A 21,450-nucleotide genomic window follows, 5' to 3' on the forward strand; every position below is an offset into this window, starting at 1 on the left:
TTAGAGTCCTCATGATCGGAAGGGGCGCCGGTCTGAACGGAGTGTTCAGTCTCGACATACCACTAGAGTGAGGACCCTTATCGGCGTTACAGCTGTATGCAGATATTTCTGAATTTATTCTTCAAGCTTCGAAAGTGGCTCCTGAAACCGCAGCAAACGCCCGGCGTTGCCCAGTACCAGCAGGGTGCTGAGGTTATGCAACACCGCCGCAATCATGGCGCCGGCCGCGCCCAGCCAGCCAAACGCGGCAAACACCACGATAGCCAGCGTCCAGCCCAACCCGATGATCACGTTGACCTGCAACGTGTGGCGGCACTGGCGGCTCAAGCGCACACACGTGCCCAGGCGCCGCAGGTCGCTGCCGATCAACACCACATCCGCCGACGCCAGCGCGATGTCCGCACCGCCCGCGCCCATTGCCACACCCACCACGCCCGCCTTGAGCGCCAGCGAGTCATTGATGCCATCACCGACGACCATTGGCCGGAAGCCACTGCCGATTTCCCCAAGCACGCGGTTGAGCTTGTCTTCCGGCAGTGCCTGGGCTTCGACGTCGCTGATACCGACATCCAGCGCCAGGCTGTCGGCCACGCTTTGACGGTCCCCCGTCAGCAGCAGCTGGCGGCCCAGGCCCAAGTCGCGTAGCTCCTGCAGGGCCTGGCGCGCTTCCGGCTTGACGCTGTCGGCGAGCAACAGCCAGGCGAGGAACTGGCCGTTCAGCGCCAGACCGGCGATCGGGCCATCGTGGTTCGGCACCTGAGTGGTCACAATGCCCAGCTGATCGAACAACTCCGGGCGCCCCAAGGCTGCTTCGCCCTGCTCGGTCTGCGCCACCACGCCCAGGCCCTGGCGTTCGCGAATATCCGTCAGCCCCAGCATTTGTTCCTGCGTTGCCAGCCCCGCCAACGCACGGCTGACCGGGTGGCTGCTGGCCGAGCCCAGGCTGGCGGCAAGATTCAACAACACCTGCCGATCCGGCGCCGTGGTGTCGATGGACTGCAAACGCAGAGTGCCAAACGTCAGCGTGCCGGTCTTATCCACCACCAGCGAGGTCAGGTCCGCCAACTCCTCAAGAAATGCCGAGCTGCGAATCAAAATCCCGTGCCGCGCCGCCACTGCAATCCCGGCAATCGCCGTGGCCGGTGCCGACAGCACCAAGGCACACGGGCACGCCGCTACCAGCACGGCCAACATTGCCTGGGCGTCATTGGTCACAAACCAGGTCACCGCCGCCAGCAGCAACACCAGCACCATATAGCTGCCGGCGTAACGCTCCAGCAGCCGCGTGATCGGCGGCTTGGAGCGTTCGGCGTTCTGCATCAGCGCAATGACTTTGCCCAGGGTCGATTCGTTACCGGTGCGCGTCACTTCCAGGCGCAGCAAGCCGTCGAGGTTGATCGCGCCACCAAACACCTGCACGCCCACGCTGGCTTCCAGCGGCACCGACTCACCGGTGATCGGCGCCGTGTCCAAGCTCGCCTGGCCCGACAGCACCACACCATCGGCCGGCACGCGATCACCGGCACGCACTTCGACAATATCGCCGGTGTTCAGCGTGCCGTTATCCACTTCCACAATGCTGCCATCGGCCTGCACCAACCGCGCATGGCTGCGGGTCAGTTTGCCCAGGACATGAATCGCTTCCTGGGAGCCAATCACACTGCGCTCTTCCAGCACGTGGCCGAAAATCATGATGATCGGCAGCAATGCAGCCGTCAGCAAGTCGCCCGTGGCCCACGCGCCCATCATCGCCAGGGCGATCAATTGGTCGGTGATGCCATGCAGGCTCGGGTAACGCAGGCTGTACCAGGCCGAACGCATCACCGGCACGGCCACCAGCAAAGAGGCGACGCCGAGCAACAGTTGGCTGACACCGTTCTGGTCCGGCGCCAGCCAGCGCCACACCAACCCCAATACCAATAAGCCCAGGGCCAACATGGCCAGGGTCAATTGCCGGGCAGCACTGCGCTGCTCGGCGGACGTCAACATAGGCGCGCTCATTGTTCGGCTCCCTGGATGATCAAGCGGGAGTCGTCTTTGGGATCGACCGTGGTCACAGAACCGGCCTGGCCGAGAATCTTCGGCAAGCGCTCGCGGTACAGACGCAGCATGAGGCCTGGGTCTTTGACCTGGGACAGGCTGGCGACGGTGGCCGTTTGCGCTTGGGCATTGGCCAGGCGCTCGCTGGCTTGGGCGTGGGCCACTTGTACGACACGGTCGGCCTCCTGATTGGCGGCTTGGGTGAGTTTTTCCGCGTCGGTGCGCGCATTGGCCACGGCTTTATCGGCTTGTTGGCTGGCCGTCAGCACTGCGTTGAAGGCATTCACCGCCGGGCCCGGCAGGCTTGATTGCACGTCGACACGCGTCACTTCGATGCCCAACCCCAAACCGGTGGAGGCCAAGTCCGCCAAGCGTTTATTGATGCCTTGCACCAGATCGCCGCGCAGCCGCTCACGGCGTTCGGCGGCGCCGTTATCGCTGCCGATCAATTCCGGGCGCGCTACCAGAATGGTGTCCAGGTCGCGCGCCGCCGCCAGCGCCACGGCGCTGCGCGTCACCAGGCGATCCAGCGCCGGCAGCACATGCTCGCCCTGCAGCACGAACGCGTAGGGTTCGGTGACCTTGTAAAACACCCGCACATCCAGCTGCACCACACCGGCGTCGCCGGTCAGCAAGTAACCGGAGCCTGCCAGCGCGTCGCTCAACGGCGCGGCAAACGTGGCCACGCGGTCGGCCTGGGTCGCCGCGTCGGAGCGCAGCAGGTTTTCCACCCGACGCTCAATCACACGGTCGGCTGCTGGCAACAGCACTACTTGCTCAAACGGCTGCGGCCACGCCAATAACAGACCGGCATTTTGAATACGGTCCAGCGCGCCAAAGTGCAACACCACGGCGCGGTTCTGCGGGTCGATCTGGCGCACATTGGAAAACGCCCAGGCCAACGCCGCCAACACCGTCACCGCGTACAGCGCCAGGAAGGTCAGGCGCCCGGCCTGGATCCATGGGCTGTCCGGGCTGTCACGCTCACTCATGGCTGAACATCCTTCGGCCCGTCCACCAGTGCGCGGAACGGCGCGGCGTCAGTGCGCAGGATGATTTTGGTGCCCGGTGTCACGACTGTGCCCAAGGTGTCCAGCGAGCGCAGCAGGTTGTACAGCTGCGGATTACCGGCGTAGGCACGGCCATAGATCTGCGCCGCTTCGACCCGCGACTGCGCCTCGATATCGGCGGCCTTCACCGTGGCATCGGCCTGCACGATGCGCGCATCGCGTTCGGCGGCGGAGCGAATCTGCGCCGCTTCACGTTTGCCCACGGCGGTGCGTTCGGTGGCGATGGTCTCGCGCTCGGCGCGCATGCGGTCAACGGTGGCGGTGAGGGTGACCGACGGCAAGGTCAGACGCTCGACACCGACTTGCGCCACGCGCACGCCGTAAGTGGTGAGCAATTGTTGATCAATCTGCTGGCGCAACTGTGCCTCAAAATCGGCGATGCGCACTTGGCTGGCGTCGGTGTTGACCAGGCTGGACAGGTCAAAGCTGGCCGCAGTGGTCTCCAGCGCCGAGCCGACGAAGGTGCGAATCTGCCGCGCCGCTTCATCCGGCTGGTTCTGCACCGCGCGCATAAAGCGCTGCACATTGTCGGCATCGCCCTGCACCTGCCACGCCACATAGGCCTGCACGATAATCCGCAAGCCATCGCGGGTGCCCACGTCCTGCAAACCGCTGGAGGTGGTGCGCAAGCGCAGGTCTACCGGGATCGCCGCTTCGAACGGCGCCGGCCAGCGCCAGCCCAGGCCAGGCTCCAGCAGCACCCGCGACGGGTTACCGAACCGCGTAATCACCGTGGCTTCGCCGGAACGCACCTGCACCAGGCTGGCGGCCGCCACCGCAAACAGCACCAGCAACACCGCCCAGGCCATGCGCCGCCAAGGAAACGGGCCAGCGGCTTGCTCATCACCGTGATGGTGATGGTGGTGGCCGTGATGATGATGACCATGATCGTGAGAATGAGCGCTCAACAGACAGACTCCTTATTGAACGGCTTTACGCGGCGCCATAGGGTCGGCCGGCAAAGTAAAAGAACGCAGATCAATCGTCGGTGCGCCATCGGCGCCCAGGCGGTGATCCAGAATAAGCAGCTTGGCGTGGGCCAAGCCTTGGCTGAGTTGGCCCAGGTACTGTTCCAGCACGAATGCCTGGCCGGCGGTGGCGTAGGCCTTTTGTTCGGCGCTGAACCGCAGGTCGGCCGCTTGCGCGCCAGCATTCACTTCGCGCGCGGTGGCCAAGGCCTGATCTCGCGCGGTGCTGGCTTGCAGCAAGGCCTGGTTGGTCTGTTCGCTGGCGGCGCCGCGTTCGCGGGAGATCAGCGCCTGGGCGCCGATCTGCGCAGCCTGCACGGCGTGGTAGGCGTTGGCAGCGCCGGCAGGCGGGTGAATCGCTTCGACCACCGTGGCCAGAATCTCCACGCCGCTGTTGAGCTTCTGCAAGTCCGCCTGCACCGAGCGGCCGATTTCGTCGGCCAGTTGGGTGCGTTGCTCACCGAGCAATTCGTCGAGCGTGCGCGAGGCGAAGTCGTGCACCAGAATGCGGCTGGCGGTGCTGCGAATCAGCGTCGGCACATCGGCGCTGTTATAGGTGGCGGCCAGCGCTGCCTGATCGGTCAGGCCAATGCGGTAGACGAACCGCACGTCCATATTGACGATCTGGAAGCTCTGTTTGTCGCCGCTGCTGCTGGCGATCACTTGGGATTTGTCATTCACATGGCTGGCGTCCCACAACCGGTTGGCGATCGACGGCGCCGGGCCTTCGGCGGCGGCCAGCTCCGGTGTGGCAGCCTCGCTGACGCTGGTAGCGAGTTCATGCACCACGCCATTTTCGACAGTGATGACGCGGCCCAACGGCCACGGCAATCCGGCATGCAGGCCAGGGCCGAACACCGCCACCGGTTTGCCGAAGCGCTCATAAATCCCACGGCCTTGCAGGGGCACTTCGTGCACGCCGGTCAGCGCCCAGCCTACGGCCAATACCACCAGCAGCACCGGCAGGAATGCCCGGCGCATGTAGGTAAACGCCCAGATCTGGCGCAAATCGATACCGAAGCGGTTGTGCAACTCATGCTGCAGCGCCTGCAAGGGTTGTGGCGGCCAACGCAGCAAACCGGCAATAAAGCTTTGCGCCATCAACCGTGGTTCGAGACGCGGCTGGCGTGGGCTGAACAGCGACAGTACGGCCCTGAGCAAAAACTCCACGGCGACCAGCCCCGGCAGCAGGCCGATCAACACGGCCAGGCGCAAGGGCCATACAGATTGCGCGCCGGCAAACAGCAGGCAGATCGCGCTGACCACCAGGCACGCAATCGCCACCCGGCTTAACTGCGCCAGCTGTGAGGCTTCCGGCCATTGCGCAGCCGTTTCCTGCGCCAGACGACGCTCGAACACCAGCAAACCAAAGGCCAACGCCAGCCCCAGCGCGGCGCCAATGCTTGCCGATTGCCCCACGGCTGCAGCGGGCAGTGCCAGGTTCCAGAATTCGACAATGCTCAGCAATGCCAGCAACGACCAGCCACTCAACCACAGCACCGGCGCGCCCATCTGCGCCAGCAGGCTGCTGCCGAAACGTCCGACAAACCGCGCGTAACCGCCCGTGCCTTCAAGCTGCGGCTCGATCAATTCCACCGTTGGCGCTTCCAGCGCCTGCGCCCGCCAATCGGCGACCCACCACGCCGATTGCAACCCGGCCACCAACACCAACAAGGCCGACGCGCAGTTGATCAGCACCACCGGCCAGATCGACAGCGGTGCAAACAGGGCGACAAACAACGCCAGCACCCAAGCGCAAACGGCCAGGGCCGTCAGGCTGATGCCGGCCTGGCGCAATCGACGGGCATGAAACAGCCCCTGCTGAAAACGCGGCAAGCCTTCAACCAAAGCGCCGTCAGCTTCTAGATCCACTTGCATCCACTCACGCCCGTTTGTACACAATTCGTTACGATATAACACGCAGCGTGAAATTTTTGTTCGAAAACAACACAAAACCCCTGTGGGAGCGGGCTTGCTCGCGAATGCGGTGGTTCAGCCAGCTCATTTGTCACTGACCCACCGCATTCACGAGCAAGCTCGCTCCCACATTGACTCTCCAGCGCCTGCAAGAGCGTGACTAACCCCCCATAAACACGAGCCATCACTGGTGCAGCCGCCGATTAATCGGCACACTCCAAAACAGTTTTTCGCGGGTAAACGGACAAGGAAGCGTCACCTCCCATGATTTCGATCTATCAGCTCAAGCCGCGTTTTCAAAACTTACTGCGCCCACTCGTGCAGCGCCTCTACGACAACGGCACCACGGCCAACCAGATCACCGTGCTGGCCGGCGTGGTGTCTTTGCTGGTCGGCCTGCTCATTGCAGGCTTTGCCCCACACCTCTGGCTGTTTGCCCTGATCCCGTTGTGGATGATCCTGCGCATGGCCCTCAATGCCATCGACGGCATGCTCGCTCGGGAATTCGGCCAGCAGTCACGCCTGGGCGCGTACCTCAATGAACTGTGCGACGTGATCGCCGACAGCGCGCTGATCCTGCCCTTTGCGCTGATCCCCGGCGTGAGCCTGGCGCCAGTGCTGCTGGTCACGTTGCTGGCGGTGTTCAGCGAATACGCCGGTGTGCTCGGGCCCATGGTCGGTGCGTCGCGGCGCTACGACGGCCCAATGGGCAAGAGTGATCGCGCATTTGTACTGGGTGTGCTGGCCACCGGCGTGGCGCTCGGCTGGCTGGGCGCGGGTTGGGTCAACGCGGTGATGTGGCTGGTGGCGGCGCTGCTCGCCTACACCTTGGTCAACCGCGTGCGCCAGGGTCTCAAAGAAACGACGTCCCCTTCTGCATAAGGAATTTGCGATGCGCGAACAGCAAGAGCACAGCTTCAGTACCCACGATGGCGTCGAGCTTTTCTACCGGCACTGGCCGGCCACCGCGCCGCTTGGCGATGAGCCGCGCAAGGCGATCCTGCTGTTCCATCGCGGCCACGAGCATTCGGGGCGCATTGCCCACTTGGTCGATGAACTGGACCTGCCGCACTTCGACTTCTTTGCCTGGGACGCCCGTGGCCACGGCCAGTCGCCCGGCGCGCGCGGCGACAGCCCAAGCTTCGCCACCAGTGCCCGCGACGTGCAAACCTTTCGTGACCACATCGGTGCCACTTACGGCATCGAAGAAGACAATTGCGCGGTGATCGCTCAAAGCGTCGGCGCAGTGATCGCGGCCACCTGGGTGCACGATTACGCGCCGAAAATCCGCGCACTGGTGCTCGCCTCCCCGGCGTTCAAGGTCAAGCTCTACGTGCCGTTCGCGCGGCCAGGCCTGGCGCTGATGCGCACATTTCGCGGCAACTTTTTCGTTAACAGCTACGTCAAGGCCAAGTTCCTCAGCCATGACCCGGAGCGTGTCGCGTCCTACGACAGCGACCCGCTGATCACCAAGGCGATCTCGGTGAATGTGCTGCTCGGCCTGTACGAAGCTGCCGACCGCGTGGTGGCCGATGCCCAGGCGATCCAGGTGCCGACCCAGCTGCTGATCTCCGGCTCCGACTTTGTGGTGCACCGCAAACCTCAGCAGCAATTTTTCGACCGCCTGGGCAGCCTGAAAAAAGAACTGCACATCCTGCCCGGCTTCTTCCACGACACCCTCGGTGAACGCGACCGTGCCGTGGCCGTGAGCAGCGCCAGGCGCTTTATCCTGCAAAACTTTGCGCACCCGCTGGACCGCGCCTCGTTGCTCGACGCCGACAAGCTGGGCGCCACCTGCGCCGAGTCCGAATCCCTGGCCGCGCCACTGCCGCGCAACTCTATGCGCGACCTGTACTGGCGCATGACCCGCGCCAGCATGAGCCTGGGCAAGAACCTCTCGGACGGGGTGAAACTGGGCTTTGATACCGGCTTCGATTCCGGCAGCACACTGGATTACGTGTACCGCAACAAGCCCACCGGCAAAGGCGGGCTGGGGCGGATGATCGACACCAACTACCTCAACTCCATCGGCTGGCGTGGCATCCGCCAGCGCAAGCTGAATGTCGAAGAGCTGCTGCGCCTGGCCATGGCCAAGTTGCGCAGCGATGATCGCCAAGTGCGCATTGTCGACATCGCTGCGGGCCACGGCCGCTACATTCTCGAAGCCTTGCAGGGCGTATCGCCGCTGCCGGAGTCGATCCTGCTGCGCGACTACAGCGATATCAACGTGCGCGACGGTGGCGCGCTGATTCGCGAAAAAGGCCTGGGGGATATCGCGCAGTTCGTCAAAGGCGATGCGTTTGATCGCGCGGACCTGGCGGCGCTCGACCCCAAGCCGACCTTGGCGGTGGTGTCCGGGCTGTACGAATTGTTTGCCGATAACGCCATGGTCGGCGGTTCGCTGGCCGGCCTTGCTGAAGCCGTGGAGCCCGGCGGTTATCTGGTGTACACCGGCCAGCCATGGCACCCGCAGCTGGAACTGATCGCCCGCGCGCTGACCAGCCATCGCCAGGGCCAGGCCTGGGTGATGCGCCGTCGCAGCCAGGCGGAAATGGACCAACTCGTCGAGGCCGCAGGCTTTCGCAAGATCACTCAGCGTGTGGACGAATGGGGCATTTTCACTGTGTCTCTGGCACAGAAGATCTGAGCATGCGCGAACCCGGTTTACTAAAACCTGCGGTCCTGTGGTTGCTGCTGTTGGCGCCGCTGTTTTTCAGCACCTACGGCTTCGCCACCTGGGTCACCAGCCAGCGCAGCGATGTCGGCACGCTGGTGTTCGGCTGGGAAACCCATATGCCGTTCTGGGCCTGGACCATCGTGCCCTACTGGTCCATCGACCTGCTCTACGGCTTTTCGCTGCTGCTGCCCACTAGCCGCCATGAACTGAAACAACACGCGTTGCGCCTGCTCACCGCCCAGGTGATTGCCGTGAGCTGCTTCCTGATCTGGCCACTGCGGTTCACCTTTGAACGGCCGGCGCTGGATGGCGTATTTGGCTGGCTGTTTGCCGTGCTGGCAGGCTTCGACAAGCCGTTCAATCAGGCACCGTCGCTGCACATCGCGCTGCTGGTGATTCTGTGGATCATGTACCAGCGCCACAGCCAGGGCTTTTGGCGCTGGGTGGTGCACGGGTGGTTCGCGTTGATCGGTATTTCGGTGCTGACCACTTATCAACATCACTTTATCGACTTACCCACAGGCGCCCTCGCCGGCTGGTTATGCGTGTGGCTGTGGCCGCTGGAGCACCCGAGCCCGCTGTTGAATGCGCGGCTTACGCGGGATCGAAAACGCTGGGGGCTAGGGGCGCGCTATGGCCTGGGCGCCCTGGCATTGGTGATTCTTGCGTTAACGCTCGGAGGCTGGTGGCTGTGGCTGCTATGGCCGGCGGTTTCCCTGGGGTTGATCAAGGCCAATTACTTCGTACTCGGCGCACCGGGCTTTCAAAAACGGCTCGACGGCACGCTGACGCCTGCCGCGCGCTGGCTGTATGCGCCCTACCTGGCAGCCGCGTGGCTCAACTCACGCCTGTGGACACGCAAGCATCCACAGCCTGACCTGATTGTGGATAACGTTTGGCTCGGTCGAATACCCGCCACACGCGAGCAAGGTTCATTCAAGGCAATCGTCGATCTGTGCGCCGAATTGCCGATTAATATACAGGGCCGCGCTTATGCATGCGTCCCCGTGCTGGACCTGATTGCGCCGACACCCGCCGAATGCCTGCAAGCTGCTCAAGCCATTGAGCGCCTGCGCGCAAGCGGGCCATTACTGGTGTGTTGCGCCCTCGGTTACTCACGCAGCGCCACCGCGATTGCAGCCTGGCTGCTGCACAGTGGGCGCGCTACAACAGTGGACGAGACCCTGGCTATTATTCGTACAGCGCGGGCCCAAGTGGTCCTGCACCCCGCTCACCGCGAAGCTTTGGAGGGTTTAGCCCATGCCCGCTGATATGGAACTCCAGGTGGTCGCCAGCCTGCTGCGTCGTGGTCGCTCACTGGATCAGTTATCCACAGGCCTGACGCTGCTTGGCGTGCTTTTCGGCCTGGCCCAACTGCTGATGGCGAGTGTCGCGCCAATCTGCCTGCTGCTCAGTCTGTGGATGATTGTTCTCGGGCTGCTGCAAAAGTACTGGGCACTGCGCGTAGCCTTCGATGCCGACTTGTTCGCCCTGCTCGCTCGCGACACCGAGCGCACCCCCGACCTCGACCAGGTCCTGCAAACCCTTGGCCTGCAATCGGCCAAGCGGGTCGGCCGGCCCTGGACCGAACGCCGTCGCGGCGCCCTCAAACTGCTGCGCAAGCAGGCCTGGCTGCTGGGCGCACAAATGCTGCTGACCCTGGCCGTGATCCTCGCCAGCCCTTGGCTACCTTTCGCCGGATAAGGAATCCCCATGTTCGAACCTGTGGTTGCCACCCTGATTACCTCAATGGCCCGCACCGTAACCGGCGCCCGCAGCCTGTGGCTGGGTTGCGCGCCGGTGCCGGTGCAGCGCATCTATTTCGCCAATCACAGCAGCCACGGCGACTTCGTGCTGGTGTGGGCGTCCTTGCCGCAAAACCTGCGTAAGTTCACGCGTCCGGTGGCCGGCAGCGACTACTGGAACAAAAGCGCCCTGCGCCGTTACATCATCAACCGCGTGTTTAATGGCGTGCTGATCGATCGTGAGCGCAAAGACCCTGTGGATAACCCTCTGCAACCCATGCTCGCCGCTTTGGAAGGTGGCGACTCGCTGATCATCTTCCCCGAAGGCACGCGCAATCTCGAGGACGGCTTGCTGCCCTTCAAAAGCGGCCTGTACCACCTGGCAAAAAGTTACCCACAGGCCGAATTGATCCCGGTGTGGATCGCCAACCTCAACCGGGTCATGCCCAAGGGGCGCGTGCTGCCGCTGCCATTGCTGTGCACCACCAGCTTCGGTGCGCCACTGCAACTGGAAGATAACGAAGACAAAGCCGCCTTCCTCGCCCGCACCCGCGACGCCCTGCTTGCCCTTGCCCCGGAGCATGCCTGACATGGATAGCCAAACCCTGATGTTGTTCGGCGGGATCGGCGCCATCCTGGTGCTCGCCTCGTTGATCGGCCTGATCCTCAAGTTGCGCACCCGCGGTACGCCAAATGCGGTCGTCGACAATCTCAACGCCCGTATCAACGCCTGGTGGGTGATGGTCGTGGTGATCGGCATCGCCTTCTGGCTGGGCACCGGTGCGGTGATCCTGCTGTTCTACGCAGTGTCGTTCTACGCCCTGCGCGAATTCCTCACCCTTACCCCGACCCGCCGCAGTGACTACCCGGCGCTGGTGGCCGCGTTCTACCTGGCCCTGCCGCTGCAATACCTGCTGATCTATTCCGACTGGTACGGGCTGTTCTCGATCTTCATCCCGGTGTACGTGTTCCTGCTGCTGCCGATCCTCGCTTCACTGGGTGGCGACAGCACGCACTTCCTGGAGCGCGCGTCGAAGGTGCAATGGGGCCTGATGATTGCCGTGTTCTGCGTGTCCTTCGTCCCGGCCTTGCTGACCCTCGACATTCCAGGCTACGAAGGTCGCAACCTGTTGCTGATCGCCTACCTGGTGATCGTGGTGCAGCTGTCGGACGTGCTGCAATACGTGTGTGGCAAGCTGTTCGGCAAACACAAGATCGCGCCCAACCTGTCGCCGTCCAAAACCGTCGAAGGTTTCGTCGGCGGGATTCTGCTGTCATCCCTGATCGGCGCTGCGCTGTGGTGGACCACGCCCTTTAATCCATGGCAGTCGTTTTTGATCGCACTGCTGATCAACCTGCTCGGCTTTGCCGGCGGTATTGTGATGTCGGCGATCAAGCGCGACCGAGGCGTGAAAGATTGGGGCCATATGATCGAAGGGCACGGCGGGATGCTGGACCGGCTGGATTCAGTGTGTTTTGCGGCGCCGATTTTCTTTCACCTTGTTCGCTACTGGTGGACCTGAGAAATACCACCTCAAGCTCAACGCGGATCAACTGTGGGAGCTGGCTTGCCTGCTCCCACAGCGGTTTTTCGGTGTTTTCAAGTGTTCAGCCTGGCAGGTGCCCCAATGGCAAGGCGCCTGGGGTTTTCACGGTCTGGATCGCAAAGTTGCTGCGGATGTCCCGCACCCCCGGCAGCTTCAACAGGCTGCCGGTGACGAACCGCTCGTACCCACGCAAATCCGGCACCACCACCTGCAACAGAAAATCCGACTCACCCGACACCAGAAATGCCGAGATCACCTCGGGCAGTGCGGTCACCGCCTCGCGAAAGGCATTGGCCTCGGTGTCGTTGTGCCGCTCCACCTTCACGCCGACGAACACCATCATGCCCAGGCCCACTTCATCGCGGTCCAGGGTGGCTTGATAGCCGCGAATCACCCCGGCTTCTTCCAGCAGCCTCACACGGCGCAAACAGGGTGAGGCAGACAGGCCGATCTCATCCGCCAGCTGCACGTTACTCAGGCGCCCATCACGTTGCAGGGCTTCAAGAATCTTGCGGTCAAAGGCATCAAGTTTCAGATTTGGCATAAATGAATGGCCGTTAGCTTAATCAATGGCAGACAGTGCCAAGAATAGACGCTTTATAAGCTGACTACGCAAGCACCTGCCCTGCCCTTCACTCCTAGAATTAGCCGACACATCAAGGGGGTGGAACATGACAGAGCTGTGGTTATTTCTGATGGCACTTTCGGTGGCGTTTCTGCTGCCGGGGCCGGACATGATCCTGTTGCTGCAAACCGGCGCGCGCCAGGGCAAAGCGCTGGCGCTGACCACGGCAATCGGCCTGGGCCTCGCCCGGGCATGCCATGTGGTGTTGGCGGGCATGGGGCTGGCGACGTTGTTCAAAGTGGCGCCCTGGACCTTCGACGTGGTGCGCCTGGGCGGTGCGGCCTACCTGCTATGGCTGGGCGTGCAATGCCTGCGTGCCAACAGGCTGCCATCGCTCGACGCCTCTCACGGCGCACCACCCGCCCATGCCTGGCGCGTGGCTTTTCAACGCGGACTGCTGACGAACCTGCTCAACCCAAAGGCCCTGCTGTTCTGCTCGGTGCTGCTGCCGCAATTCGTCAACCCGCAGGCCGGCCCGGTGGCGGCGCAGTTTGCATGGCTGGGGGTGATGCTGGTGACGGTGGGCTTCGCGTTTGACTGTTGCTACGCCCTGGCCGGCGCGCGCATCGGCCGCTGGCTGGCCAGCAATCGCTCGGCGCAGCGCCTGCAGCAGTGGTTATTCGGCAGCCTTTTGATCGGTTTTGCGGTGCGTCTCACTTTTGTGCAACACGCCTGAGCGTTTGCGGCATATTCACGTCATCTTTTGTATCAAAGACGCGTGTAAGATACGCCGCACTTAGCCAGGGATGCTCACCATGTTCGATTCGTTGAAAGCGATCAGTCGCCGTTTTCTCGGCCTGTTAACCACGGTGGTGAGTGCCCTGTTCGGCCAATGGCAGCCGCCTTTCTGGCTGCGCGCCATAGGTCGAGGCTTTGCGAACCTGGGCCGCACCGCTCGCGCCCATCCGCGCCAGGCCGGCGCCGGCGTGTTGGGCCTGGTGTTACTGGCTGGCGCAGGATTCTACGGCTGGCACTGGTATTCAAACCTGCCGCAGCCGCACACCGTTGGTTATTCGTTGCACAAGCCGAACCTGACGGATTACACCCAGCAACCGCCGGTGGTGGATAACGTGCAGGTGCGTTTCGCCGAATCCGTGGCCCCCCTGGCGGCGATTGGCAAACCGGTGACGGAGGGCATCACCCTCAAACCCAACGTGGCAGGCGCCTGGCGCTGGTCCGATGACCGCACTTTACTGTTCGTGCCAGAAAAAGACTGGCCTGTAGACGCCCACTACACGCTGGACCTGGCGAAGAAAAACCTCCTGGCCGACGGCGTGTTGCTCAGCCAGTACAGCAGCCAGTTTTCCACCCAGCCGTTCCGCGCCACCCTGGCGCAAAACGAGCTGTATCAAGACCCGTCCAACCCGACGCTGAAACAGCTGGTCGCGACCTTCCACTTTTCCCACCCGGTGGATGAAGACAACCTGCGCAAGCGCGTGTCTGTGACCCTCGGCAAAGGCCTGGCCTACCGCGACGCGCAGTTGCCCAACCGCCCGGAAATCACCTTCGACGACAACAAGCTCAACGCCTACGTACGCTCTGCCGCCCTCGCCACGCCACTGGAAAGCACGCCGGTCAGCGCCAGGCTCGACGAAGGCATCAAAGCCCGTGACGGTGGCAACGCCAGCACCGCGCCGCTGGTGTCGGAAGTCACCGTGCTCGGCCGTTATCGCCTGACCTTCACCGCCGCCGACGTCAGTTTTGTCGACAATGAACGCGGCGAACCGGAACCGGTGCTGATGTTCAGCAGCTCCAGCGCCGTGGCCGATGACACCATTGCCGGTAAGGTCCAGGCGTGGCTGCTGCCGGAAAAAGCCCAAGACGATACTCGCCCCTATACCAGCAACGACATTGATGACGCCCTGCTGGCCCGCAGCACCAAGGTCGCCCTGACCCATGTGCCCAGCGTCGAGCCGCTGAACACCTTGCACGCGTTCAAATTCAAGGCCCCGGCCGGTCGCGCGCTGTATGTGCGTGTGCCCGCCAACCTGGAAGCCATCGGCGGCTATCTGGCGAAAAACCCTACGGCCTCGTTGATCAGCATGCCGGCGTATCCGCGCACGCTGCAGTTCCTCTCCAACGGCGCGCTGCTGAGCCTCAACGGCGAAAAACGCCTGGGCTTCATGGCCCGTGGCGTGCCCGGCGCCCATGTGGAAATCGCCCGGCTGCTGCCCAACCAGTTGCAGCACCTGGTGGACCAGAGCAGCGGCAGCTTTGCCCGGCCCAATTTCGGCAACGAATACTTTGATCGGATGGTCGAGCGCCAGTCACTGGATATTGCGCTGTCGTCCAATGACCCGGCGAAAACCGTCTACGACAACGTCGATCTGAGCCACTACCTCACCGCCAACGGCGGGCGTCGTGGCATTTTCGTGCTCAAGCTCAGCCCTCAGGATGACCCCGCAGAACGCACGTTCGAGTACGACCGCAGCAGTACCAGCGACCTGCGCTTTATCGTGGTGACTGACCTGGGCATCATCGCCAAGCGCTCCAGCGATGGCAGCCATGATGTGTACGTGCAGTCGATCGGCAACGGTTCGCCGGTGGCCGACGCACAGGTCGACATCATTGGTCGCAACGGCCTGCCGGTCAGCAGTGGTCGCACCGACACCGAAGGCCATGCGCATTTCGCCAAGCTGGATGAATTGCGCCGTGAGAAAACGCCGCTGATGTATGTAGTCACTCGCGGCAATGATCAGTCCTTCCTGCCGATTGCCCGTCAGTCGCAGCAGCTGGATTTGTCGCGTTTTGATGTAGGCGGTTTGGAAGAAGACGGCGCGATTGATCGCCTTAGCGCCTACCTGTTTACCGACCGCGGCCTGTATCGCCCTGGCGAGACCGCGCACTTGGGCATGATCGTGCGCAGCGGCAACTGGAAAGGCGCCCTGCAAGGCCTGCCGGTGGAGCTGCAAATCACCGACCCGCGTGGCCTGGAGGTGATTCGCCAACCCCTGAAGCTGTCCACCAGCGGTTTTGAAACCTTTGATTTCCCCAGCAGCGACGTCGCCCCCGCAGGCGATTACACCGCGACCTTGCAGTTGATTGGCGAGAAAAACACCCGCACCGACCTGGGCAGTGTCAGTTTCAAGGTCCGCGATTTCGAGCCGGACCGCATGAAGGTCAGCCTGAGCCTGCACGACACGCCCGTATTGGGCTGGATTCCACCGGACCAGGTGGTGGCCAAAGTCACTGCAATGCACTTGTTCGGCGCTCCGGCAGCCGGCCGCCGGGTGACGGCGAAGATGTCCTTGAGCCCGACGCTTGCGGCCTTCGACCGTTATCCCGATTACCGCTTCCGCCTCAACAATTCACTGGAAGACGCCAGCACCGAAGACCTCGCCGAAACCACCGTCGATGACAACGGCCAGGCCGTGCTCGACCTTAACCTGCAACGCTTCGCCAACAGCACCTATCGCCTGCAGGTCATGACCCAGGTGTTCGAGGCTGAAGGTGGGCGTAACGTGGCGGCGCAAAGTGCACTGCTGGTGTCGTCCGCGCCTTATCTGGTTGGTGTGAAAAGTCAGGATTCGCTGTCGTACGTCGCCAAGGACGCCCCGCGTCAGGTGCAGTGGCTGGCCGTCGCGCCAGACCTCACGCCATTGGCGGTGGACGGCCTGACCAGTGAAGTGATCGAGCACCGTTATGTGTCGGTGTTGGTGAAACAGTCCAACGGCACCTACAAATACGAGTCGCGCATCAAGAACATCAGCCAGCCCGCCTCGCCATTGACGATGACCAAGGACGGCGCCAAGCAGACCCTGAACACCGGTACGCCGGGCGATTTCACCCTGCAACTCAAGGATGCCAACGGCAACCTGCTCAACCAGATCGACTACAGCGTGGCCGGGCGTGGCAACACGTCGCGCTCCCTGGAGCGTAACGCCGAGTTGCAGCTGCGCCTGGATAAACGCAGCTACGCCACCGGCGATGAGATTGCGATCAGCATCCGTGCGCCGTACACCGGCGCCGGTTTGATCACCATCGAACGCGACAAGGTTTACACCCAGCAATGGTTCAAGGCCGACAGCACCAACAGCGTGCAACATATCCGCGTGCCTGCGGGCCTTGAGGGCAATGCCTACGTCAACGTGCAGTTCGTGCGCGACATAGGCTCGTCCGAGGTTTATATGAGCCCGCTGTCCTACGGCGTGGTGCCGTTCAGCATCAACCTGGATGCGCGACGCATGGCGCTGAAGGTCGAAGGCCCGGCGAAGATCGAGCCGGGGCAAACCCTGGACATCAAGGTCACCGCCGACCGGCCAGGCCGCGCGGTGGTCTACGCGGTGGACGAAGGCATCCTGCAAGTGGCGCGTTACCAGACGCCGGACCCGTTGGGTTTCTTCTTCCAGAAGCGCGCACTGGAGGTCGGCACCAGTCAGATTCTTGACCTGATCCTGCCGGAATTCAGCCGCTTGCTCAGTGGGGCAGCGCCCGGCGGCGATACGGAAGGCGCTCTGGCCAACCACCTCAACCCGTTCAAACGTAAACATCAGCCGCCTGTGGCGTGGTGGTCCGGGTTGGTGGATTTGCCGGCCGGTGAAACCGTGCTGCATTACCAGGTGCCGGACAGCTTCAACGGCAAGCTGCACCTGTTTGCGGTGGCGGTGGACGCCGACAGCGTGGGCGTCAGCGAGGCCAGCACCGAGGTGCGTGGGCCGATCGTGATCACACCAAACGTGCCGGCCTTTGTCGCGCCGGGGGATGTGTTCAATGTGAGCGCCGGAGTATTCAGCAACCTCGATGCCGCGGCAGACGTGAAGTTTGAGCTGCAGACCAGCGACGGCCTCAACGTGCAGGGCGATAAAGGCAGCACCTTGTCACTGCAACCGCGCAAGGAAGGCACCGCCGAATTCAAGATCAAGGTCGGCGAAACCCTCGGCTCGGCGGACCTGCGCTTTATCGCCGTGCTGCCGGACGGCAAGCGCATTCAGGTGGCAGAAACCACCTCGATCCGCCCATTGAGTGAGCACCGTGTGGCCTTGAGCCTGGGCCGTTTCGACAGCGCCAGCAAAGAGCTCAAGCCCACCCGCGAGCTGTTCAGCCAGTTGCGCGACGTGCAACTGGGCGTGGCGGCCTCGCCGCTGGTGTGGGCCAACGGCCTCAAGCATTACCTGGATGACTACGGTTATGCCTGCACCGAGCAATTGGTGTCCAAGGCCATGCCGGCGTTGATCTGGGGCGGCACCGCACCCGAAGCCGAGCAAGCCTTCAGCAGCGCGGTGCGTATGTTGCGCCAACGCCAGAACCAGGCCGGCGGCTTCGGTTTGTGGGCCGCCAACCCGGACGTGGCGCCGTACGCCAGCTTGTATGCCACTGACTTCCTGATCGAAGCCAAGGAACGCGGGCTGCCGGTGCCGGAAGATTTGCTGGTGCGCTCCAACGCCTACCTGACAGAACTGGCCAACGGCCCGAGCGAAGGGCTGTCGGAATTGCGCAACCGTGCGTACGCCAGTTACCTGCTGAGCCGTCAGGGCATTCTCGTGAGCGGTGCCTTGAGCGATATCCGCGAGCGCTACGAAAGTTACTTCAAAGACACCTGGCAGAACGACCTGGGCGCCGCTTACCTGGCCGCCAGCTACAAGTTGCTCAAGCAGGACCGCCAGGCCGATACGCTGTTCCGCAAAATCCCATGGCGCTCCCTTGTGGATAAGTGGGACAGCGACGGCCTGTATTACGACCCGCTGGTGCACGACGCCGAACACTTGCATCTGCTGGCGCGTCACTTCCCTGAGTTGCTGGACGATGTGCCGACCGCCTTGCTGGATAAGCTCGGCAAGCGTCTTAACGAGCAACGCTACAACTCGCTGTCGGCCGCCCTGCTGCTGCGTGCCCTGGACAACTATGGCCAGCGCGCGCAAAGCGACATGACGCTCAAAGCCACCGCCTGGCTGGGCGACAAGCAGCAGCAATTGCTGGAGATGGCCGGGCAGCCGCCACGCGCCGCCGTGCCGGGCGCTACGCAAAAGCTGGTGATGGAAAAAACCGACGGCCCGGCCGCGTTCTACATGCTCAGCGAAGCCGGTTTCGACAAGGGCGCCAAGCTCAAGCCGATCAACAATGGCCTGGAAATCATCCACGAATACCTCGACCTCAAAGGCGAGCCCGTGAGCAAAGTGGCGGTGGGCGATGAATTCCTGGTGCGTCTGCGTCTGCGTGCGACCGACCGCGACCAAGTGCAGCAAGTGGCCGTGGTCGACCTGCTGCCCGGCGGCGTCGAGCCTGTGTATAACTTGCCGCCGGAGCCGGAAACCGCCAGCGCCGATGAAAGCGAAGGCGATGATACGGAGTACGTGGAAACCGCCGACAGTGAAGAAGCGGATGCCTGGCAGGCGCCGATCGGCGAAACCGAGCTGAGCAACTGGCAGCCGGACTACGTGGACGTGCGTGATGATCGGGTGGTGTTGTACGGCACCGCGCTGCGCGATGTGGGCACTTTCGTCTACCGCGTGCGCGCCACCAACGCCGGCACCTTCAACACGCCACCGGCCTACGCCGAAGGGATGTACGAAACCACCCTGCAAGGGCGCGGCAAAGTAGGCCAGCTTGAAATTACCAAGCCTTAAACGCCTGACGCCGCTGCTGGCAGCGGCGGTGGTGCTGGTGGGGTTGCGGTTGTGGCCACACGCCCCGCTGGAACAGGCCGTCACCTCGTCGCGGGTGGTGTTGGCCGACGACGGCGCGCTGCTGCGCATGACGTTGGCGGATGACGGCCAATACCGGTTATGGCTGCCGCTTGCGCGCATGTCGCCGTCACTGGTCGAGGCGTTGCTGCTCAAGGAAGACCGCAATTTCTATTGGCACCCGGGGATCAATCCCCCGGCGTTGCTGCGCGCGGCCATGGCCACCTACAGCGGCGGCCAGCGCCAGGGCGGTTCGACCTTGAGCATGCAACTGGCGCGGCGCCTGTGGGATTTGAACACCCGCCAAGTGCCGGGCAAGTTGCAGCAGATGGCCCTGGCGTTGTGGCTGGAGGCGCGCTACAGCAAGCACGACATCCTTGAGGCCTACCTGAACCTGGCGCCCATGGGCGGCAATATCGAAGGCGCCGAGGCGGCCAGCCGCATTTACTTTGGCAAGTCGGCGGCGCAGTTGTCGTTGTCCGAGGCGCTGGCGCTGGCGGTGATTCCCCAGCAGCCGGGGCGGCGCGCGCGTTTCGGACCCTCGCTGCAAAACGCGCGACTGCGCTTGATGGCCGACTGGCGCGAGACTTATCCACAAGACCCGCGAAACGACAGTTTGCTCGACTTGCCGCTGGAGGCGCGCAACCGCCAGCAGATCCCCTTCCTGGCGCCGCACCTGAGTGAACAACTGCTGGCATCCCAGCCCGGCAACGAGCTGAACAGCACGCTTAATCTGCCCTTGCAGCAATTGCTCGAACGCCTGATCAGCGGCTTTATCGCCGAGCGACGCAGCACGGGTGTGGAAAACGCCACAGCGATTCTGATCGACAGCCGTGACCAAAGCGTAAAAGCGCTGGTGGGCTCGGCGGATTACTTATCCACAAGCATTCACGGACAGGTCAACGGCGTGTTGGCGCGGCGCTCGCCGGGGTCGACCCTCAAGCCGTTTCTGTATGGGCTGGCGCTGGATCAGGGTGTGATCCACCCAATGAGCATCCTCAAGGATTTGCCGAGTAACTTCGGCTACTTTCAGCCGGAAAATTTCGACGGCAGTTTTATCGGGCCGCTGACAGCGCGGGATGCTTTGATCCGTAGTCGCAATATCCCCGCGGTGTGGCTGGCCAGCCAAGTAAAGTCGCCGTCGTTGTACGGTTTGCTGCAACGCGCCGGCATCCAGGGCTTGCGCGACGAGAGCCATTACGGCTTGGCCTTGGCCCTCGGCGGAGGCGAGATGACGCCCGAAGAACTGGCGCGGCTGTATGTGATGCTGGCCGGTGACGGGCATCTGCGGCCGTTACGGTATTTGCAGGAACAGCCGCAATCCACTGGAGCGCAACTGCTCACGCCGCAGGCCGCGTTTATGGTGCGCGATATGTTGCGCCGCAACCCACGGCCGGATGGCTTGCCGGGCCGCCATTGGCGCACCGCGTGGAAAACCGGCACCTCGTGGGGTTTTCACGATGCCTGGAGCGCCGGCCTGGTCGGGCCGTACGTGCTGGTGGTGTGGGTGGGTAACTTCGATGGTCGACCGAACCCTGCGTTTATCGGCGCCAAGACCGCTGCACCGTTGTTCTTTCGCATCGCTGACGCCCTGCCCCTGGCGCTGCCCAATGTGGTGATCAAGCCCGACAAGCCACCCGCCGGGCTGGTGCGCATTGAGGTCTGCGCCGCTTCCGGTGAGTTGCCCAACCGCTGGTGCCCGCAAACCCGCAAGACCTGGTACATCCCCGGCGTGTCGCCGATTCGCGTGTCGAACCTGCACCGCCCGGTGCTGATCGACACCCGCACTGGCAAGGCCGCGTGCCCGCCATTTGATGCGCAATACACCCGTGAAGAAGTCTTCGAGTTCTGGCCCAGTGACGTGCAACGCCTGTATCGCGCCGCCGGCTTGCCTCGGCGCACGCCGCCCAGCGTGATGAAAAACTGCCAGCCCAACCGCATCAGCGACCAAAGCGAAGCCCCGCAGATTCGCTCGCCGCTGACCCAAGTGAGCTACCAGTTGCGGCTGTCTCAGCCACAGGAAAGCATCCCGCTGAATGCCAACGCGGCCAGCGACGCCGCGACGTTGTATTGGTTTGCCGACCAAACCTTGATCGGCCAAGGCCCGCCGCAAACCACGTTGAACTGGCGGCCGGGCAAGTCGGGCGAATACCGGTTGCGGGTCATTGATGATCAAGGCCGCAGTGCGAGCCGGGGGTTGAAGGTGGAATTTGTGCCGTGATCACAGGGGTACTTGGCTGG

General features: G+C 63.1%; 14 protein-coding genes. 9 read left to right on the forward strand and 5 right to left on the reverse strand.

Features of this window, described 5'->3' with window-relative positions:
• Window positions 1-114: 114 nt before the first annotated feature.
• Genes AACU78_RS09460 through hflK (AACU78_RS09475) form a run of 4 tightly spaced genes read right to left on the reverse strand, consistent with a single transcriptional unit; the run spans window position 115 to window position 5,956 of the window.
• Window positions 115-2,001, reverse strand: coding sequence for a cation-translocating P-type ATPase (locus AACU78_RS09460; RefSeq protein ID WP_106575947.1), 1,887 nt, complete (start codon window positions 1,999-2,001; stop codon window positions 115-117).
• Complete coding sequence (gene hflK / locus AACU78_RS09465) at window positions 1,998-3,032, reverse strand: protease modulator HflK (protein WP_106575948.1); 1,035 nt, start codon at window positions 3,030-3,032, stop codon at window positions 1,998-2,000. The genes AACU78_RS09460 and hflK (AACU78_RS09465) overlap by 4 nt, the downstream gene beginning before the upstream one ends.
• The gene (gene hflC / locus AACU78_RS09470; RefSeq protein WP_106575949.1) at window positions 3,029-4,018 is read right to left on the reverse strand and encodes a protease modulator HflC; all 990 of its coding nucleotides are present in this window, start codon (window positions 4,016-4,018) and stop codon (window positions 3,029-3,031) included. The genes hflK (AACU78_RS09465) and hflC overlap by 4 nt, the downstream gene beginning before the upstream one ends.
• 12 nt (window positions 4,019-4,030) lie before the next feature.
• On the reverse strand, window positions 4,031-5,956 hold the full coding sequence (gene hflK / locus AACU78_RS09475; protein ID WP_106575950.1) for a protease modulator HflK: 1,926 nt from the start codon (window positions 5,954-5,956) through the stop codon (window positions 4,031-4,033).
• Between the two features lie 303 nt (window positions 5,957-6,259).
• Between hflK (AACU78_RS09475) and AACU78_RS09480 the strand changes: the two genes are divergently transcribed.
• The 6 genes from AACU78_RS09480 to AACU78_RS09505 are packed head-to-tail and all read left to right on the forward strand — an operon-like array spanning window position 6,260 to window position 11,940.
• Entirely contained in the window at window positions 6,260-6,877 is a 618-nt protein-coding gene (locus tag AACU78_RS09480; protein WP_106575951.1) for a CDP-alcohol phosphatidyltransferase family protein, read from the forward strand.
• A 10-nt stretch (window positions 6,878-6,887) separates the two neighbouring features.
• Window positions 6,888-8,642 carry a bifunctional alpha/beta hydrolase/class I SAM-dependent methyltransferase gene (locus AACU78_RS09485; RefSeq protein ID WP_106575952.1) on the forward strand — a complete coding sequence of 585 codons (1,755 nt, stop codon included), beginning with the start codon at window positions 6,888-6,890 and terminating at the stop codon, window positions 8,640-8,642.
• Between the two features lie 2 nt (window positions 8,643-8,644).
• Complete coding sequence (locus AACU78_RS09490) at window positions 8,645-9,943, forward strand: phosphatase PAP2/dual specificity phosphatase family protein (protein WP_106575953.1); 1,299 nt, start codon at window positions 8,645-8,647, stop codon at window positions 9,941-9,943.
• Complete coding sequence (locus AACU78_RS09495) at window positions 9,933-10,376, forward strand: hypothetical protein (protein ID WP_106575954.1); 444 nt, start codon at window positions 9,933-9,935, stop codon at window positions 10,374-10,376. Before AACU78_RS09490 ends, AACU78_RS09495 begins: the two co-directional genes overlap by 11 nt.
• Window positions 10,377-10,385: 9 nt before the next feature.
• Complete coding sequence (locus AACU78_RS09500; RefSeq protein WP_106575955.1) at window positions 10,386-11,006, forward strand: lysophospholipid acyltransferase family protein; 621 nt, start codon at window positions 10,386-10,388, stop codon at window positions 11,004-11,006.
• Window position 11,007: 1 nt separating this feature from the next.
• Window positions 11,008-11,940 carry a phosphatidate cytidylyltransferase gene (locus AACU78_RS09505; RefSeq protein WP_106575956.1) on the forward strand — a complete coding sequence of 311 codons (933 nt, stop codon included), beginning with the start codon at window positions 11,008-11,010 and terminating at the stop codon, window positions 11,938-11,940.
• Window positions 11,941-12,025: 85 nt separating this feature from the next.
• Here AACU78_RS09505 and AACU78_RS09510 read toward each other — a convergent pair whose 3' ends face one another.
• A complete protein-coding gene (locus tag AACU78_RS09510) occupies window positions 12,026-12,499 on the reverse strand; it encodes an Lrp/AsnC family transcriptional regulator (protein WP_025854407.1) in 474 nt (157 codons plus the stop codon).
• Between the two features lie 136 nt (window positions 12,500-12,635).
• Here AACU78_RS09510 and AACU78_RS09515 point away from each other — a divergent pair, with 136 nt between their 5' ends.
• From AACU78_RS09515 to pbpC, 3 genes are all read left to right on the forward strand, one after another.
• A complete protein-coding gene (locus AACU78_RS09515) occupies window positions 12,636-13,265 on the forward strand; it encodes a LysE family translocator (protein ID WP_106575957.1) in 630 nt (209 codons plus the stop codon).
• A 79-nt stretch (window positions 13,266-13,344) separates the two neighbouring features.
• The gene (locus tag AACU78_RS09520) at window positions 13,345-19,152 is read left to right on the forward strand and encodes an MG2 domain-containing protein (RefSeq protein WP_106576077.1); all 5,808 of its coding nucleotides are present in this window, start codon (window positions 13,345-13,347) and stop codon (window positions 19,150-19,152) included.
• On the forward strand, window positions 19,133-21,430 hold the full coding sequence (gene pbpC, locus AACU78_RS09525; RefSeq protein WP_106575958.1) for a penicillin-binding protein 1C: 2,298 nt from the start codon (window positions 19,133-19,135) through the stop codon (window positions 21,428-21,430). Before AACU78_RS09520 ends, pbpC begins: the two co-directional genes overlap by 20 nt.
• The last annotated feature ends 20 nt before the right edge of the window (window positions 21,431-21,450 follow it).

Origin of the sequence: Pseudomonas sp. R9.37 (assembly GCF_963878885.1) — a bacterium.
Taxonomy (GTDB): domain Bacteria; phylum Pseudomonadota; class Gammaproteobacteria; order Pseudomonadales; family Pseudomonadaceae; genus Aquipseudomonas.

Coding starts and splice junctions, on each gene's coding strand:
- AACU78_RS09460 (WP_106575947.1), bottom strand. CDS start 2,001: ATGAGCGCGCCTATGTTGACGTCCGCCGAGCAGCGCAGTGCTGCCCGG.
- hflK (WP_106575948.1), bottom strand. CDS start 3,032: ATGAGTGAGCGTGACAGCCCGGACAGCCCATGGATCCAGGCCGGGCGC.
- hflK (WP_106575950.1), bottom strand. CDS start 5,956: ATGCAAGTGGATCTAGAAGCTGACGGCGCTTTGGTTGAAGGCTTGCCG.
- AACU78_RS09480 (WP_106575951.1), top strand. CDS start 6,260: ATGATTTCGATCTATCAGCTCAAGCCGCGTTTTCAAAACTTACTGCGC.
- AACU78_RS09485 (WP_106575952.1), top strand. CDS start 6,888: ATGCGCGAACAGCAAGAGCACAGCTTCAGTACCCACGATGGCGTCGAG.
- AACU78_RS09490 (WP_106575953.1), top strand. CDS start 8,645: ATGCGCGAACCCGGTTTACTAAAACCTGCGGTCCTGTGGTTGCTGCTG.
- AACU78_RS09495 (WP_106575954.1), top strand. CDS start 9,933: ATGCCCGCTGATATGGAACTCCAGGTGGTCGCCAGCCTGCTGCGTCGT.
- AACU78_RS09500 (WP_106575955.1), top strand. CDS start 10,386: ATGTTCGAACCTGTGGTTGCCACCCTGATTACCTCAATGGCCCGCACC.
- AACU78_RS09505 (WP_106575956.1), top strand. CDS start 11,008: ATGGATAGCCAAACCCTGATGTTGTTCGGCGGGATCGGCGCCATCCTG.
- AACU78_RS09515 (WP_106575957.1), top strand. CDS start 12,636: ATGACAGAGCTGTGGTTATTTCTGATGGCACTTTCGGTGGCGTTTCTG.
- AACU78_RS09520 (WP_106576077.1), top strand. CDS start 13,345: ATGTTCGATTCGTTGAAAGCGATCAGTCGCCGTTTTCTCGGCCTGTTA.